Source organism: Thermomonas brevis (genome assembly GCF_014395425.1).
Taxonomy (GTDB): Bacteria; Pseudomonadota; Gammaproteobacteria; order Xanthomonadales; family Xanthomonadaceae; genus Thermomonas; species Thermomonas brevis.
Genome location: NZ_CP060711.1, coordinates 2,948,839 through 2,965,805, shown reverse-complemented (window position 1 = coordinate 2,965,805; position 16,967 = coordinate 2,948,839). Strand labels below are relative to the sequence as shown.

General features: G+C 66.8%; 4 protein-coding genes. 3 read left to right on the top strand and 1 reads right to left on the bottom strand.

The genetic code is table 11. The features are described from left to right. Positions 1 to 163: 163 nt before the first annotated feature. Entirely contained in the window at positions 164 to 14,554 is a 14,391-nt protein-coding gene (locus tag H9L17_RS13705; RefSeq protein ID WP_187569975.1) for a putative Ig domain-containing protein, read from the bottom strand. Positions 14,555 to 14,764: 210 nt separating this feature from the next. Here H9L17_RS13705 and H9L17_RS13700 point away from each other — a divergent pair, with 210 nt between their 5' ends. The 3 genes from H9L17_RS13700 to H9L17_RS13690 are packed head-to-tail and all read left to right on the top strand — an operon-like array spanning position 14,765 to position 16,798. Then, the gene (locus tag H9L17_RS13700; protein ID WP_187569974.1) at positions 14,765 to 15,352 is read left to right on the top strand and encodes a cysteine hydrolase family protein; all 588 of its coding nucleotides are present in this window, start codon (positions 14,765 to 14,767) and stop codon (positions 15,350 to 15,352) included. A 19-nt stretch (positions 15,353 to 15,371) separates the two neighbouring features. Then, entirely contained in the window at positions 15,372 to 15,767 is a 396-nt protein-coding gene (locus H9L17_RS13695) for a cupin domain-containing protein (RefSeq protein WP_187569973.1), read from the top strand. After that, positions 15,764 to 16,798 (top strand): DNA topoisomerase IB, encoded by a 1,035-nt coding sequence (locus H9L17_RS13690; RefSeq protein ID WP_187569972.1) that lies wholly within the window; start codon positions 15,764 to 15,766, stop codon positions 16,796 to 16,798. Before H9L17_RS13695 ends, H9L17_RS13690 begins: the two co-directional genes overlap by 4 nt. Positions 16,799 to 16,967: the final 169 nt, after the last annotated feature.

The window sequence follows — 16,967 nt, the reverse complement described above, 5'->3', positions numbered from 1 at the left end:
CCCGCGCAAAAATTTTCTATTTCTTTATCCAGCTCATCTTCAGTCAACACGTACCGCTTCGGATTTGAGATGCGATCCATGATTTTCAACAAATCGATCTTACTCAGCAATCTCCCGCCCACTCACGCCTCCCGTTAAATCAATGCAATCATACCGCACCACATCAATAGTGAATATTATAATGAGCTTTTGGCGAAACAATTTGAAGGTTACTCAAATCATATACAGCTCCGCCATTTTTAATCGGATCAACGTGATGAAGATTGAAGCCCTTACCAAACGCACCATTATCATTCAGATATTGAGGAGGCGTACGTGGCGCATACCCATCTCTCATTAGCTGCACGTTGCGAGGCGTGAAGCCACTATTCAACTCAGGATTTCCACCAATTTGCTCCCAGATAGCCGACCTCAGATCATCAAAAGTATTGAATTTCATTCCAACCAGTGCATCCCCAACTTGACTTGGAATTGGAGTTGGTGTGGCGGCATCCAGCCAAACTCCCGAAACCCGCTTCAAGTCACCACTAACCGTAACCATGCCAGGCAAATATCGCGGGGAAACAAGCCTTACCGGAATTGGATTCGAGTACAGAGTTCCCGGCGAAGGAAGTTCAAACTTGAGGTGATAGCTCCCGTATTTCGCAAGCCCAACACCTGCCGCAAAATTCGCCAGCAGAGAACCGCCCACCTCCGCTTGGTTCTGATACGGCAACAGCAAGTCGATGTTGTATGGCGTCGTGGCTCGGAAGTCATCGAAGGCCCCCGCTGGAGCCACCGTAGCCTCGGCCATCAACGTCAGGCCATCGAACGCCGTTTTCGTCAGATTCGTTAGCCCATTGAACGCTTCCGGGCCAAAATTGACGATTGCTTTGCCTCCTCCCTTTAGCGCCGAACCGGGATCGTTGACAACCGCCACCGCTGTATCAGCCGCACTGTACCCGATCCCACCAAGGGTTCGCATCAGGCCAGCGCCTGCGTATTTCAGGAAACTCCCCTCAGTGACGGCGTTCTCCTGTGCCGCCGTCCAATACTGATTCATCGACTCGCGACTGAAATACGCGCTAGCGGCTGCACTCTTGGCGCCAACTCGGTATCCATGCCAGCCATCCGAAACCCAATCCTTTCCGCTTGGCGTCCCCGTTTCGGGCAGGTATTCCGCGACGATGACGGGATCAGGCGGCAACGGATACGTGACGACACCGTTGTCCCACAACAGTCCGCCATCCGCTTGTCGAACGGGGAACCTGGCTACGCCTGCGTCATGGCCCGGCTCCAAGGCGCTCCCCACACCAAGCTCCGTGCCACGAGTATTGGTACCTGGTAGCGCTTGGCTGCCTCTCCCCCACTCCTCGTCGGCAATCATCTGTTGCCGCATTTGCTCGTCTTCTATCGCCCAGCGTTGCCTCATGTCATCCGAGGACTCGCCGGCATTTGCTTGCACGCGCGAAGACGCATTCGCCAACGCATTGCCGAACGCATCCGCCGTGATGGTCAGATAGTCGGATCCATTCAATGTCTGACCGAACGACGAACGCACTGCCCCGCTGACCAATCCGCCACTCATGCCATACGCAAAGTCCTTTGCGAAGGGAGACTGCAAGCCGAGCTTCTCCACCGCCAGCGGCGCAATCTTGGCGCTTGCCACGCTGCTGACGGCGCTGGCCGCGATGCTGGCCCAGCTGAAACTCACGTCCATGCCGGCCAATTTCTGCCCCGCGTAATTGGCTCCTGCGTTCGCCAAAGCGAGTCCGGCCGCCTTACCCCATCCGGCGGCGCCGCCGACTTTGATTGCATCGCCGATACTCCCCAGCGAGCCCACCCCTGCGGTGATCGCACCCGTGATGGCGCTGGCGGCAACCCCTCGCCAACTGAAACTCGTTACCCCCATCAAACTGCCCACGGCTTGGCTTGCCACGCTTCCCGCTGCCGCTCCGATAGCAGCGGCCGCTACCATCTGCCCTGTCGTCGCCGCCGTCGTAAGGCCCGACATCGCGAAAGATGCCGCTCCCGCCGTATAGACCGTCACCACTATCGCCACCACCACCATCAACACCGTTGCCAACGCATTGCAGTGGTGTTTCGGCGGCGGCGTGATGTAAGGCAGGCTCGGCGTGGTCGAACCCTGGATCTGGTTCGGGTCGAACGGCTTGAACGTCGTCGCGTCGTTCGCCGTCGTCTTCACCGACGGCACCTTCAGCGTCGAGCCCGCCACCAGCTCCGCATCCGTCACCGCGTTCGCCGCCGCCAGCACGTACCACAGGCTGCCGTTGCCGTACACACGCTGCGCAATGCTCTGCAGCGTGTCGCCCTCCAGCACCATCGCAGGCTCCGTGCCCATCTGGCTGCTGTCGAACGCCGTCAGCTGGCTCGCCGCGTCGATCTTCCCGTCTTCGCCCAGCGTCGCCACCTGCTGGCCGTTCACGTACACGTAGTGCTGCGTCACCCCGCCATCGCGCCGCGTCAAGATCCCGCCCGACGCATCAAAACTGAAGCTCCGCGTCTGCGTCAACGGCGACTGGTTCTTGATCGGCGTGGTCTGCACGATCTTCACCCGACGGCCCATCTGGTCGTAGGTGCTGGTGGTCGTGGTGGTCTGGTAGTTCTGTTGGTCGCTGACGCCCTTGACCGACTGCTCCAGGTACGTGTCCCGCTTCAGGTACGTCGTCGTGTACGTGTGCATGTACCCGCTGGTCAGGTTCTGGTAGCGGTATGTCACCAGCATCCCGGCGCTGTTGTAGCCGCTGCCGCCCAGGGCCGTGCTGTAGAACACGGTCGACAGCGCCGTCAGCGCCGGATCGGGCGCGTCCCTGTACCAGTTGCTGATGCTTGAGCGGCCCAGTTCGCTCACCTGCAGCACGCGACCATCGGCGTCGTAGGTCGTCTTGGTCTGGTGCGAACGCCAGCCGCTCACGTCGACGTACATCGTGTCGTAGTACATCTCACCCGTTTCGGGGTCGTACGCCTTGTATTTGTAACTCTCGGTCTTCCCCGGCGCGAAATACTCCGTCAGCTCGATCTCGCGCCCCGCCGCGTCGTAGGTGTGCTTCGCCACCACCCCGGTGGTCTGGCCCACGTTCACCGCCGCGTACTCCAGCTCCAACTGGCCGCGCAGCGTGTACGTCGACTGCGCCACCTGCGTGGCGCCCCACGACGTCACCGTCGTCCGGCTCACCGCATGGCCCGCCGCGTCGTAGTGCAGCGCGTACGACTCCACGTCCGAGTTCGCCTGCTTCCCCGCCACCACGATCTGACCGTTCACCAAGGCGCCGTTCACCACCTGCACCCGGTTCTCCGCGTCATAGCTGAACCACAGCGTCTGCACGTTCGGCACCTTCGGCGCCGGCGGATTGCCACCGCCACCGCCACCGCCACCCGGAGGATCGTCTTCGCCAGGCGGCGGCAACGCCTGCTGGTCGAGCTCCACCTGCAAGCTGCTGGCGGACAGCGCGGAGTACAGGTCGTTCGAAGATGGCGACGCTTGTAGGCCGAACACTCCGCCGCCGCCCGGAAAGCCTGGCGGCAATGGACCCGGATTTGGATTCTCTTTGCTGCCCATCGCGTGATACATGAAGCTGGCACTGATGCTCTGGCCATGTCCATCGCTGGCCGTCACCGTGATGACGTAGTCACGCCCCATGATGCCGCCCGCGGCGGAGCCGCTGAACGTGCGCGTCGCCGCATTGAACAGAATTCCCGACGCCGGTGGCACGCACGTGTATGTCAGCGTGTCGCCGTCCGGATCCACGAAAGTGTCGGCGGCGAAGGTATATGACAGCCCGACCCCGGACACCTGATCCACCAGCGGACGATTCACGTAGGGCGCATGGTTGACTGTGGCAATCACCGTCAACACAAACGTGTCGCTCACCGTTGCACCCGAAGGATCCCGCGCCGTCACCGTCACGTTCCAACTGCCGGTGGCCGCCGGCGCGCCACTAAACGTGCGCGTGCCGGCGTCGAACGACACGCCTGAGGGCATCCCGCTGGCGGTGTAGGTCAGTACATCTCCGTTAGGATCGCTGAACGTGTTCGCCGGGAAGCTGTAGCTCCACGCCATCCCCACCGTGGCTGTCTGATCCGGAATGGCATTGCTCACCTTCGGCGGTTGGTTGGTTGGCGGCGCCACCGTCAGCACGAACGCATTGCTCACCGTCGCGCCCATCGGGTCGCTCGCCCTCACCGTCACCGTCCGGATATTCGCCATGGGGGGCGTCCCGCTGAACGTGCGCGTCGCCGCATCGAACGAAATGCCAAATGGCAGCCCAATGGCCGTATACGTCAACGAATTCCCGTCCGGATCACTGAACGTATTCGCCGGGATGGTGTAGCTCCACGCCTGGTTGACCGGGATCGTCTTGTCCGGGAGCGGAACAGCCACCACCGGCGCGCGGTTTGATACACCGGTAACGGTCAACACGAAGCTATCCGTCACCGATGCCTCATCCAGATCATAGGCCGTGACCTGCACCGTGAAAGCGCCCGCCACGCTTGGCGTCCCACTGAACGTCCGGCTGTTCATGTCGAACGTCACGCCAGCGGGCATGCCGGTGGCCGTGTAAACCAGCAGGCGACCGTCCGGGTCGGTGAATGCCCCTTGCGGAATGGTGTAGCTCCAGGCCTGACCCACCGCGGCAGTCTGATCTGGAATTGGTGTTACAACCGTAGGCGGCTGGTTCGGCGGCGACGGCACCGTCAGCACGAAGGTATCCGTTACCGTGGCGCCCGCGGCGTCCCTCGCCGTCACCTTGATGGTCCAGCTGCCGTCGCCCCAAGGCGTGCCGCTGAAGGTGCGCGTGGCGGCATTGAAATCGAGCCACAGGGCGCCTCCGCCCTGCCTGTCGTTCGACGTCGCCGTATAACTGTAGCTCAGCGCGTCGCCCTCCGGATCGCTGAACGTGTTGACCGGGAACGTGTAGCTCCAAGCCTGGTTGATGTACGCCGTCTGATCCGGAATGGCATTGACCACCTCCGGCGGCTGGTTTGGCACAACGGCGGTGACGACGAAGGTGTCGCTCACCGTCGCCCCCGACGGATCCTGCGCCGTTACCGTGATACTCCAGCTGCCCGCTTCCTGTGGCGTGCCGCTGAATATCCGCGTATTCGCGTCGAAGCCCATCCATGAGGGTCGGCCGCTTGTCGTATAGGTCAGCGCACTGCCTTCTGGATCACTGAAGGTATTGGCGGGGAAGGCGTAGCTCCACGCCGTTCCCACCGTCGCGCTCTGGTCTGGAATCGCGCTGACCACCTTCGGCGGCTGATTTGGCACAACGGCGGTGACGACGAAGGTGTCGCTCACCGTCGCCCCCGACGGATCCTGCGCCGTTACCGTGATGCTCCAGCTGCCCGCTTCCTGTGGCGTGCCGCTGAATATCCGCGTATTCGCGTCGAAGCCCATCCATGAGGGTCGGCCGCTTGCCGTATAGGTCAGCGCGCCGCCTTCCGGATCGCTGAAGGTGTTGGCCGGGAAGGCGTAGCTCCACGCCGTTCCCACCGTCACGCTCTGGTCCGGAATCGCGCCGACTACCTTCGGCGGCTGGTTGGCCGCTGCCGTCACTGTGACGGTGAACGTATTGGTAACACTGGCGCCCTTTGCATCCTGGGCGATGACCGTGATACTCCAGCTGCCCGCCTCCTGCGGCACGCCGCTGAAGGTGCGGGTGGCCGCATCGAAGTGCAGCCAGTCCGGCAGCCCGGTGGCGCTGTAGGTCAGCGCGCCGCCTTCGGGATCGGTGAAGGTGTTGGCTGGGACAACAAAGCTCCAGTTGCTTCCGTTGGCTGGCGCCGTCTGGTCGGGGATCGGCGCGGCGACCACGGGCGCCTGGTTGGTGGGGTCCAGCGGCGCGGCATTGGTGCCATAGGCGCTGTTGGCCACAACCCGGCGGCGGTTGCCCACCGCGTCGTAGTCGTAGCTCAGATCCAGCGTGTATTTCCCGCCGGCCGCCATGTCCTGGTTGGTGACCCGGATGATGCGGTTGTGGCTGTCGTAGGTGGTGCGGGTGATGGTGTGCACCTGGTTGCCGGCGCCATCCACCGTCTGCGTGGCTTCCAGGGTCCGGTTCCCGGACGCGTCGTACTCGTAGTAGTAGGTGATCGGGCCATCGGTGACGCGCATCACCAGGCCGTTGGCGTAGTACTCGGTACGCCGGTTCACCGGCATCTGGGTCAGGTCGGTGTCCGGCGGCAAGTCGGGCCAATCCTCCGGCGGCAGCTGCTGCCGCATCGGCATGACGTACCCGCTTCCCTCCCCGCCCTGCATCGCCATCACCCCCATGGGCTGGAAGCCGGTGACCGCCGTCAGCAGCCCGCTGCGCGCGTCGTAGGCGTAGTCGTAATTGGATCCGCCCATGTCGACGTGGTCGGTAAGGCGGCCGAAGTAGTCGTAGACCCAGGTGTTGCTGTCCGACGCGATCGTTTCACGGATCTTGCGCCCCTGCGCGTCGTAGGCGCTGGCCCGCACCACCCCGGCCTTGGTCTGGCTGCGCACCAGCAGACCGCGGCTGTCGTAGTCGTACTTGATCCAGCTGCCGGTGGCATCGGTCGTCTGCAGCCGCCCACCGTTCTGGTCGAGCAGATAGGACTGCAGGACCGTCTTGGCGCGCGCGCTCCCGTTCGGCAGGAAGTCGCCCTGCGCCACCGCATGATCGAGCTTGTCGTAATCGACGTAGGTCAGGTAGCCCACCGCATCCTGGGCCGCCACTTCACGGCCGAGCACGTCGTAGCCCTTGCGGGACACCCCGCCGGTCGCGTCCGTGACCCGCACCTGCTGGCCCGCCGCATCGTACTCGTAGCGCCGCACGTGGCCATTGGCGTCCTGCGTCGCGATCAGCCGGCCCAGCGCGTCGTACATCCACCGCGTTTCCGGCGCCTGCCAGCGTTCGGCGCCGGTTTCGTCGATGACCTTGACGCTGGGCGCGGTCTGCCGGATGACCTGGTCCCGGTCGTTGTAGGCGTACTGGGTGACGTTGCCGAGCGGATCGGTCTGGACGAGCACGTTGCCCCAGCGATCCAGACTGACGCTGACCTGCGCGGTCGCGCTGGCATCCACCTTCCAGGACGGCAGGACCTGGCCGATCACCCGGCCCAGCTTGTCGTTCTTCGTCAGGTAGACCGCGGTCGCCGCCGCCCCGTCGTTCGTCCACGGCCGCTCTTCGCGCACCTGGTGCCCGGCCAGATCGTAGAAGTAGCTGCGGTTGGCGCCGGTGTCCGCGTTCGAGGCAACGACCCGACCCGCCTTGTCGTAGACGTAGCGCGCCGAGGTCGCGGCCGACGCCAGGGCGGCGGCGGTCGCGCCCTGCGCGGTGATTTCGCCGAAGGCGTTGTAGGCCACCGCGCTCTGCGCATCGGTGAGCGCTGCGCCGCCGCCCGCCGGCGTGCGCGTGGTGACGGACGTGAGCTGCCGGCCGATGGCGTCGTAGCTGGCGACGGTATGCACCGTCATGTTGCCGCTGGCGCCGGTCAGCGTGTACCAGGCATCCACGACGTTGTCCGCGGCGTCGTAGCGGCTGTACCAGAACGTACCGACGGCATCCCGGGTGGCGACCGCGCGCCCCTGCCGGTCGTAGCGCACGGTGGTCACGGCGTTCGCCGCATCGCCCGCGTTCGGCGCACCGCTGGCCGGGTCGCCGCCGGCATAGCGCACCACCCGCAGCGCGTTGCCGAAGGCGTCGTAGTCCATCGTGGTATAGGGCGCGGCGTCGACGTACAGGGCCGCGCTGGACAGATCCAGGTTCGCGTTGCCCGCGAGCAGGCTCTGCCAGTCGCTGCGCAGCACCTTGTGTTCGGTTTCGGTCGTCGAGAGGGTGCGGCCGAGCGCATCGTAGGCGATGCCGCTGACCTTCACGCCATCGACCGTGGTGGTGAGCAGGCGCCCCTCGGCGTCATAGCCGAACGCCGTATCGACCATGCGCCGCTCGTTGGCGCCCGCAGCGGTCTGGTACAGGTGCGACGCGCTTTCCTTGACCTTGCGTCCGAGCAGGTCGTAGCTCCAGAGCGTGCTGCGATCGTAGCCGGTGGCCGCATTGCCCACCGCGGGCAGCGGCGGCAGGGTGCCGGTCGTCAACCCGGCCGTCTCGATCTTCCGCGCGAACTCGATCTGGAGTTCCACCCGGCCCAACGCATCGTATTGCCAGGCGGTGACGTAGCCTTCGGCATCGACGGTGCGGATCCGCCGCCCCAGCTCGTCGTAGTAGTGGAAGGTGTCCGCCCAGATCGCATCGGCCTGGTCGGGCGTGCCTTCCAGCAGCTGCCGCTCCTTGACCAGGTTGCCGTAGGCGTCGTACTCGAACCGCGTCGTCGGCGTGCCCGTCGCCAGCGTGCCATCGGCCATGTAATAGGCGACGGACGGCTGGGTGATCGCGCTCTTGCGGCCCAGCCGGTCGTAGGTGGTGGTCAGCGTGCGGTCGTCGGCGCTGGCGGTCAACACGCCCGATCCCGCCATCTGCGCCCGCGTGATCGCCTGGCCCGCCGTCCAGCCCGTCAACTTGGCGGTATTGAGCTTGTTGGCATAACGCGTCAGCCCGGTCTGCTCGCCGTAGGCGTCGTAGGCATACGCGGTCACGTAGCCGGCTTCGTCGATGTCGTAGGCCAGCCGGCCCAGGCTGTCGTACACCTTGTAGCTGTAGTTGCCGCGCACGTCCTTCTGGACCACCGCGCGATCAAGCGCATCGTAGGCCACGCGCACGTCGGGCTGGACACCGGTGGCCGCCAGGACGCCGTTGTCGTCCAGCTGCCAGGCATCCGGGAAGAGCGTCCGGCTCTGCCGGCCGCGCACGTCGTACTCGTAAGTGACGGTGCGTTCTTCCGCCGTCCCGGCGTTCTCCGTCACCGTCAGCACCTGGCCCAGCGCGTCGTAGGTGCGCCGGGTCACGATGGACGTCGTGCTCACCACGACGTTGCCGCTCGCGTCGTAGCGGGCGACGGCGACGGCGGGCGAGCGCTCCGCCGTCATCCTGCCGGCCGCATCGTATTCGTAGGTCCAGACCGCGCCCAGCTTGTTGGTGACGCTGGTGCGGCGGCCGGCCGCGTCGTAGCCGTAGGACTCGGTCTTGTTCAGCGCGTCCGTCGTGCCGGTCAGGCGACCGGCATTGTCGTAGGCGTAACCGGTGCGCTGGACGTTGGCCTGCCCGGCCACCAGGGCGGCCACCGCCGCCTCCGTCACCGTGGCGATCGTCACCGGCGTGGCATAGGCATGCGTCGAGACGACCCGGTCCGCACCATCGTAGCGCTGCTCGGTCACCGCGCCGGCATCGTCCACCGAGAACCGCAGCCGCCCCGCCCCGTCGTAGGCATAGCGGGTCAGGCGCTGCTGGTCGGCGGCATTGCCGCCTGCCGTCGCGAGCGCACTGGCGACCTGCGCGGCCATCTGTCCGGCCACGTAGGGGATCGTCACCGCATAGGCGACGTCGGCGGTCTTCAGGCCGGAGGCGTCATAGCGGCGCTCGCTGACCACCGCGCCCGCATCGCTTCGGGTCAGCGCATAGACCACGCGCCCCGCGGCGTCGTAGACGTACTGGCTCGCCCGCGCGGCGCTCTCGTTGGCGCTGGCAAAGCCGGTGAAGTCGCTCACGGCCGCCGTGCCGGCGCGCAGCTTGGTCAGGACCGTCGACGTGGTAAACGCCGCCCCATACGCCAAGCTCTGCTGCACCCGTCCGGCGCTGTCGTAGCGGGTTTCGGTCAGGCTGCCCGCTGCGTCCAGCGTGAAGCGCACCCGGTTGTCGCGGTCGAACACCTGGTAGCCGAGGCGATCCGCCGCATTGTTCAGGAGCGACTCGCTCGTCACCAGCGCCTGCAGCGCACCGGTCGTCGGCGCCGCGGCAAGGGCCGCCAGCGCGCCGGCGCTGAGCGCCTTGGCGTATTCGCGGGTCAGGACCGCATTGCCGTTCTTGTCGTAAACCGTCTCGACGAGCGCGCCGGCGGCATCCACCACGAAGCGCAACCGGCCCGCCTCGTCGTAGGCGTACCGCGTCAGGTTGCCCAGCGCGTCCGTGCGGGTGACCAGATTGTCGTTCGCGTCGTACGCGTAGCGGGTGATGAGATTGAGCTTGCCGGTGCCCGGATCGACGGTTTCGGCGACGCGACGGTTCAGCGCGTCGTAGGCGTACTGCACCGTCGTGGCCGCGCTGGTGCCATAGCCTTCGGTGACCGTCAGCACTCGACCGGCGGCGTCGTAGGACGTCACCGTGCGCAGGTTCAACCCGTTCGGATCCCGGGCGACCTGGGTCAGGCGCCCCTCGCGGTCGTAGCTCATCCGGGTGAGCCGGCCGCTGGCGTCGGTCACGTCCAGCCGCCGCCCCTGTCCGTCGTAGGTATACGTCGTGGTCAGATTGAGCTTGCCGGCCCCCGGATCCTCCACCCGGGTCAGCTGGCGACCGATCGCATCGTAGGTGTATTGCACCTTGCGGCCGCTGGCGTCCGTCGCCTCCGTCAGCAATCCGCGAACGTCGTAGACGTTGCCCGTGCTGTTGCCCAGCGGATCGAGAACCGAGACGACCGCACCGTTCCTGTCGTAGGTCGTGGTGGCCGTGGCCGTGCCGCCGCCCGGCAATGCCTGGCTCACGGTCACGGTCTGCCCGAACCGGTTGTGCACGGTGGTGACGGACACGCCCTCCGGCGTGGTCACCACCAGGCTGCGCGCACTGTCGCTATGGGCATAGGTCGTGACGTAACCCCGCGCATCGGCCTGGCTCACCACGCGGTCGAAGGCGTCGTAGACCGTACTCGTGCTTTCCAGCTGCCCGGACACGGTTCGGCTCATGCCGACCTGGCGCCCCCGCCTGTCGTAGGTCAGCGTGGTGACGCTGCCAAGCGCGTCGGTGACGGTCGCCACGCGGCCGAACGCGTCGAACGTCTGGGTCGTGGTGCGCGCCAGCGCGGTGCCATCGGCCTCGGTGCGGGAGTTCATCTGGCCACGCGGGTTGTAGGCGTACCGCGTCGTGCTGGCCTGGCCAGTACCGTAGGCCGTGGTCTGTTCCGCCAGTTCGCCGAAGGCGTTGTAGCTCATCGCCGTCTGCACGCCCTCGGCGTCGGTCAGCCGCGTCAGCAGGCCGCGTCGGTCGTACGCGTACTGGCGGCGGGCATCGGTCGCCGCCACGAAGCTCAGGGTGGAGATCGCGCTCTGGACGCTGGCCCGGACGCCCGGCTGGGCGATGGCGATGCGCCCGGTGTAGACCAGCACCTCGCCGACCTGGCCGAAGGCCGTGTAGCGGGTTTCGGTCACCTCGCCCTGCGCGTTGGCGATGCCATTGGCCTTGACGCCGCGCACGACGAAGGTCTGCCGCCCCTGCGCATCGTAAAAATAGAAGGTCTTGGCGCCGCTGGCGTCGACGGTTTCGGTACGCCGGCCCAGCAGGTCGTAGCTATGCCGCAGGCCATACTGGGCATAGGCGCTCTCGCGCTGCGCCTCGCTCAGGCTTGGATCATCCAGGCTCTTGCCGAGCATCGCCGCCGCGTCGGCCGCCTGCTGGCCGCTCATCTCGCCGGTCACCTGGCCGAACACGTCGTAGCGGAGATAATTCTCCCGCACTTCGCTCGTGCCCTGCCCCGCCTCCGTCCGCACGAGCCGGCCCGCCTCGTCGTAGCTGTAGCGGGTCACCGTGCCTTCGGGATTGAGCTCGACGACCACCTGGCCCAACCCATTGAAGCTGCGCTGGGTCAACCGGTACGGTTCGGCCGGCGGGCTCTTCATTGCGCTGGTCCGCAGGGTCGCCAGCGTCTCGCTGCCCGTCAGCCCCGTCAGCTTCTTGGCGTAGGCCTTGACGACGCGCTGGTTGTTCTTCTCGTCGTAGAGGAACTCGGTCAGATACCCTTCGGCATCCACCAGGCCGACCTGGTTGCCGCGCCCGTCGTAGAGCAGGTGTTCGACCTGGTCGTTGGCCGCATCCGCGAGCGGACGCAACTGGTCCAAGGTGCCGTTTTGCCAGTACGCATTGTTGGTGCGGGTGGCGTAGCGCTTCGTCAGCGCCAGACGGCCGGCCGCATCGTAGATCATCTCGACCAGGAAGCCGCCCGCATCCAGCGTCGCCACCAGTCGGTCGGTGACGTCGTAGAAGAACCGCTTCACCCGCGAGGCGCCGTCTCCGCTTTCCGTGCTCGACAGCAACCGGCCCGCGCCATCATAGGCGTAGCTCGTCACCAGCCCGGCGGCATCGGTCTCGCTCGCCAGGCGGCCCGCCGCATCGTACGCGCGCGTCGCCGTGCGATCGTTCGCCGCGTCGGTCTGAACCCAGGCCTGGGTCCCCGACAGCGCCGGTGCCCCGGCCGCATAGACCAGTTCGTCCTTGACCACCGCCCCTGCGGAATACCACCCCGTCGTCGCCACCCGGTTGGCATAGGACACGCTGCCGCTGACGCGGCCGATGGCGTCGTAGAGCGTCTTCGTGACCGCGCCGGTCGCATCCACCGCCGCGCTCAGGCGGCCGGCGGCATCGTAGAAGAAGTAGGTAAGTCCGCCGGTTGCGTCCTGCACGGCACGCAGACGCCCGGTCGCGTCGTAGACGCTTTGCGCCGTTCGCGTCACCTGCGCGCCCGCAACCGTCCCCGCCTCGCTCAGCGACAGCAGCAGGCCCGCGGCATTGCGCACCTCAGTGCGCACCAAGCCGCTGTCGAGCGTCGTGACCACCCGACGCGACGAGTCCACGTAGGCAACGGTGGTCGTGACGGTGTTGGCGTCGTCGTTGGCCGCGGTCTCGCTGCTGCGGCGGATCGTGCTCAGCAGCCGCCCCAGTCCGTCGTACACGTAATCCACGACCTCGCTGCCGCCCGGCGCCACGCCCGCCACCGTGCGTCCCACGCCATGCACCGCCACCTGCTGGCGCAGCAAGCCCTGGGCGTCGTACGTGTAGCGCGTGATCGAGGTGGCATCGTCCAGGACGCCTGCACCGCTCGAGGAGGAGACGGTCGCGTAGTCCGTGCGCTGGGACAGCCGCCCCTGTGCGTCATAGCTGAAGTCGGTCCGGGCGGTCTGCCCACGCCCGGCCGTCGCCCAGTCCGTCATCTCGGTCAACGTCGGCACGCCGGACACCGGCAGCCCGCTGGTGTCGTACATCGCGCCCACGAAGCTGCGCGTCATCGACGCCAGGCCCTGCGCCACGCCCGAGGCGTTGTACTGGGTTTCCGTCACCCGACCGGCGGCATCGATCACGAAGCGCAGCAGACGCGGATTGGTGGTGTCGTAAACGTACCGCGTGACCAACGCGTCGCCCGGCACGTTGACGGTGCCGGCGTGAGTCGGGTCCAACCCGTCCGCATCCGGCACCGTGTAGCGCGCTTCGGTCAGGACTCGATTCTCGCTGCTGTACGTGCGCACGACCGTGTTGCCGAGCAGGTCGCGCTGCAGGATCACGTTGCCGTTGGCGTCGTATTGGTACACCGTGTCCAGCGTGGACATCGCCCCCGCATACGCGGCCTGGCGGATGCGCACCACGTTGCCGGCGGCGTCGTAGCTGTAGTCGGTCACGGCACGCTGGCCGCCGACCGCCGGCTCCAGCACCGCGGTCAACTGGCCCGCCGCATCGTACTGGTAGGTCCAGCTCCGGCCGGCGGCATCGGTGACGGTCGTGGCCCCCGCCGAGTACGCATAGGTCAGCGACTGGGCGGACCCATCGGCCACCCCGCCCTGGGTGACGCTGGCGATGCGTCCGGAGGCATCGTAGGTATAGGCCACCGTGATGCCGTCGCTGGTGGCGACGCCGGTGATCCGCAACGAACTGGCGTCGGCGTAGGTGTACGCGACCCGATACGACTTGCCGTCGTTGTTCGCCGGAGCGCCGGCATCCCAGGTATTGTCCAGCGCGCTCTCGGGCGTCAGGTCGGTCTGCACCCAGCTCAGCCGCCCGGCCGCGTCGTAGCCGTAGCTCACCTGGCCCTTGGTCACCAGCACGCCACCGACATCGCGCTCGGACGTGCCCAGGCTGATCAGCCGGTTCTGGTCGTCGTAGCCGAACGTCAGCGTCTCGCCGTTCGTGCCGGTGACGCTCTGCAACAGCGTGCCGCTGTAGCTCAGCGTATAGGTCGCCTTCGTCGCCAGGTCGACGATCTTCTCCAGCTTCCCGGCCACCGCCAGACTGCTTGCGGTGTAGGTTTCCTGCACCTGCGTGCCGCCTTCCGTCCACAGCCACTTCGCCGACGATCCCGACCCCGACAGCACGATCGTGTCGTGGGCGCCCTCGCCCTGCGACGAGACGTAGGCGCTCCGCGCCGCATCCCACGTGTAGGTCACCACGCTGCCATCCGCCGTGGCCCGCTCCACCGTGCTGCCCACGGTGTTCTTGGTCCCGGATGCCAGGCGCACGGTGCGCTCGTAGCCCGTCTGCCAGCCATCCGTGCCCGTCTGGGCGAAGCTGCCCTGGCTGTTGTAGGTGCGCACCAACCCGGTTGCGAAGCCGTGGCCGAACAGGCTCTCGTCCCAACCGGTCAGAACCAGGTTGCCGGTCGCCAGGTTGACGTACTGGTCCGTCCGGCTGCCGCCGATCGACGGGCCACCGCCGGCCAACCCCAGCTGCGCCAGCGACGTCGTGAACAAGCCCAGACCATTGCCCGAGACGACTGCAACCATGACAACCCCTTCTGCTCGCCCCGGACCATTCCGTGGCCATCTCCACGTCAATCCCGGTACGGGCAAAAAGGTTTAGGCGAACAAGAACCCCCGCATCGCAACCAGCAACTAGACCAGAAGCGTCTCACCCGAAGCGGGCACGCCGTCGATTTCAACCCGCGTTGACACCCCACATGCGAACGTCGGTCCGTCGCCCCCGCCGACGTCAGGATGCCGAAGCTCGCGCTGCTCATCGTCGATGTCATCAACCACTTCGCGTTCGACGGCGCGAGAGCGCTCGCGGCCGCGGCCGATGCCATCCACGCGCCGCTGCGGGCGCTGCGCGACCGCTTCGACGCCGCCGGGCTGCCGGTGATCTACGCCAACGACAACTGGACGGACTGGCATGGCGGGTTCCCCGATCTGGTCGCGTCGTCGCTGGCACTGGGCGGCACGTCGGCGCGCCTCGCCGAGCGGCTGGCGCCGGAAGACGGTCATTTCTACGTGCTGAAGCCGAAGCATTCCGCGTTCATGGCGACGGCGCTGCCGGTGCTGCTGCAGCAGCTCGACGTGGACCGCCTCGCGATCGCCGGCATCGCCGCCGACTCCTGCGTGCTGGCGACGGCGATCGACGCGCACATGCGCGACTACCGGTTATGGGTGCCGAGCGACTGCACGGCGGCGCGCACGCCGGCGCTGAAGCGCGCCGCACTGCACGTGCTGCGCTATACCTGCCGGGCCGAGGTGCGCCCGGTCCGCGGCGGCGCCGATCCATTCGGCATCCGCGGCGCGGGCGCTACCGGAAGCGCACCGACATGAGCGCGGAGGAATCGCCGGGATGAGATCCAAGACCTGCAAGCTCGGCGAAGGCTTCCGGATCGCCTTCGATCATCGCGGCGTCCAGGCCGCGGAGATGGTGATCGCGCCTGGCGACAAGGAGGGCGGCCCGGACAACCGCCATGCCGGCGCCGACCAGTGGCTGTTCGTGGTCGAAGGCAGCGGCCTCGCCATCGTGGAAGGTGCGCGACGGCGCCTGCGACGAGGCAGCCTGCTGCTGATCGAACGCGGCGAGCGGCACGAGATCCGCAACACCGGCCGCTCGCCTCTGGTGACCGTGAACTTCTATTCGCCGCCCGCCTACACGCAGAGAGGCGTGCTGAAGCCCGCGGGCAAGCCGGCGGGCGCGGCGCGTGGCGGCGGGCGCAATCCTCGGGCGACGCAAGCGAACGCATGACCAGCGGCGCGCGGCTCCGCCACGTCAACGACACCATGCCGGGCATCCGCCGGCGCGGACGCGCGCGCTTCCACTACGTGTCGGCGAAAGGCCGCCGCATCGCCGACGCGAAGACGCTGGCGCGCATCCGTGCGCTGGCGATCCCGCCCGCCTGGTCGGACGTGTGGATCTGCAGCGACCCGCACGGGCATATCCAGGCTACCGGTCGCGACGCGCGCGGCCGCAAGCAATACCGCTATCACCCGGACTGGATCCGGCGCAGCCGGCGCGACAAGCACGAGCGCATCATCGCGTTCGGCGCGGCCCTGCCCCGGCTCCGGCGCGCGCTGCGGGCGGCGCTGACCATGCCCGGCCTGCCGAAGGACAAGGTCGTGGCGATGGTCGTCGCGGTGATGGGCGCCACCCTGATCCGCATCGGCAACGCCGAATACGCGGCCAGCAACCGTTCCTACGGCCTGACCACGCTGCGCAACCGGCACGTGCAGGCGATGCGCAGCGGCGGCCTGCGTTTCCGCTTCAACGGCAAGTCCGGGAAATCGCACGAGGTGCCGCTGACCGACGCCCGCCTCGTCCGGCTGGTCAGGCGCTGCCAGCAGCTGCCGGGACAGCGCCTGTTCCAGTACGTGGATGGCGGCGGCCGCCGCCACCCCGTCAACTCGTCCGACGTCAACGCCTGGCTGCACGCCGGCATGGGCGAGGACTTCTCGGCCAAGGACTTCCGCACCTGGAGCGCCACCGCCATGGCGTTCCGCGCGCTGGCCGCGACGATGCTTCCGGCCGGCGAGGACGGACGCCCCGCCGCGGAGCGTGCACTGGCGGAGTTGGAGAACGCCGTGATCGAGCAGGTCGCCGCCGCGCTCGGCAACACCCGCAGCGTCTGCCGCAGCGCCTACATCGATCCCTGCGTGTTCGAAGCGTGGCGCGCCGATCAACTCGGCCGTCATGCGCGAAACGCGCGCGGCGAGCGCCAGTGGGAGGCGGCGACGCTGCGCTTCCTCCGCGCGCAGCGGCGGAAAGCGGGTACCTGTTGATCCGGCCCTCAAATGGTCGCGTCCGCCGCCGCTTTGTGTAGAGCCGAGCTTGCTCGGCTAAACGCCAGGCAGCGCAGCAAGCTGCGCTCTACCGGAAACCATTTGAGGGCCGAGTCAACAAGCCTCGAAATCACCCGCGCCTCGGAGAAGCAATACGAAAGCGCTACGG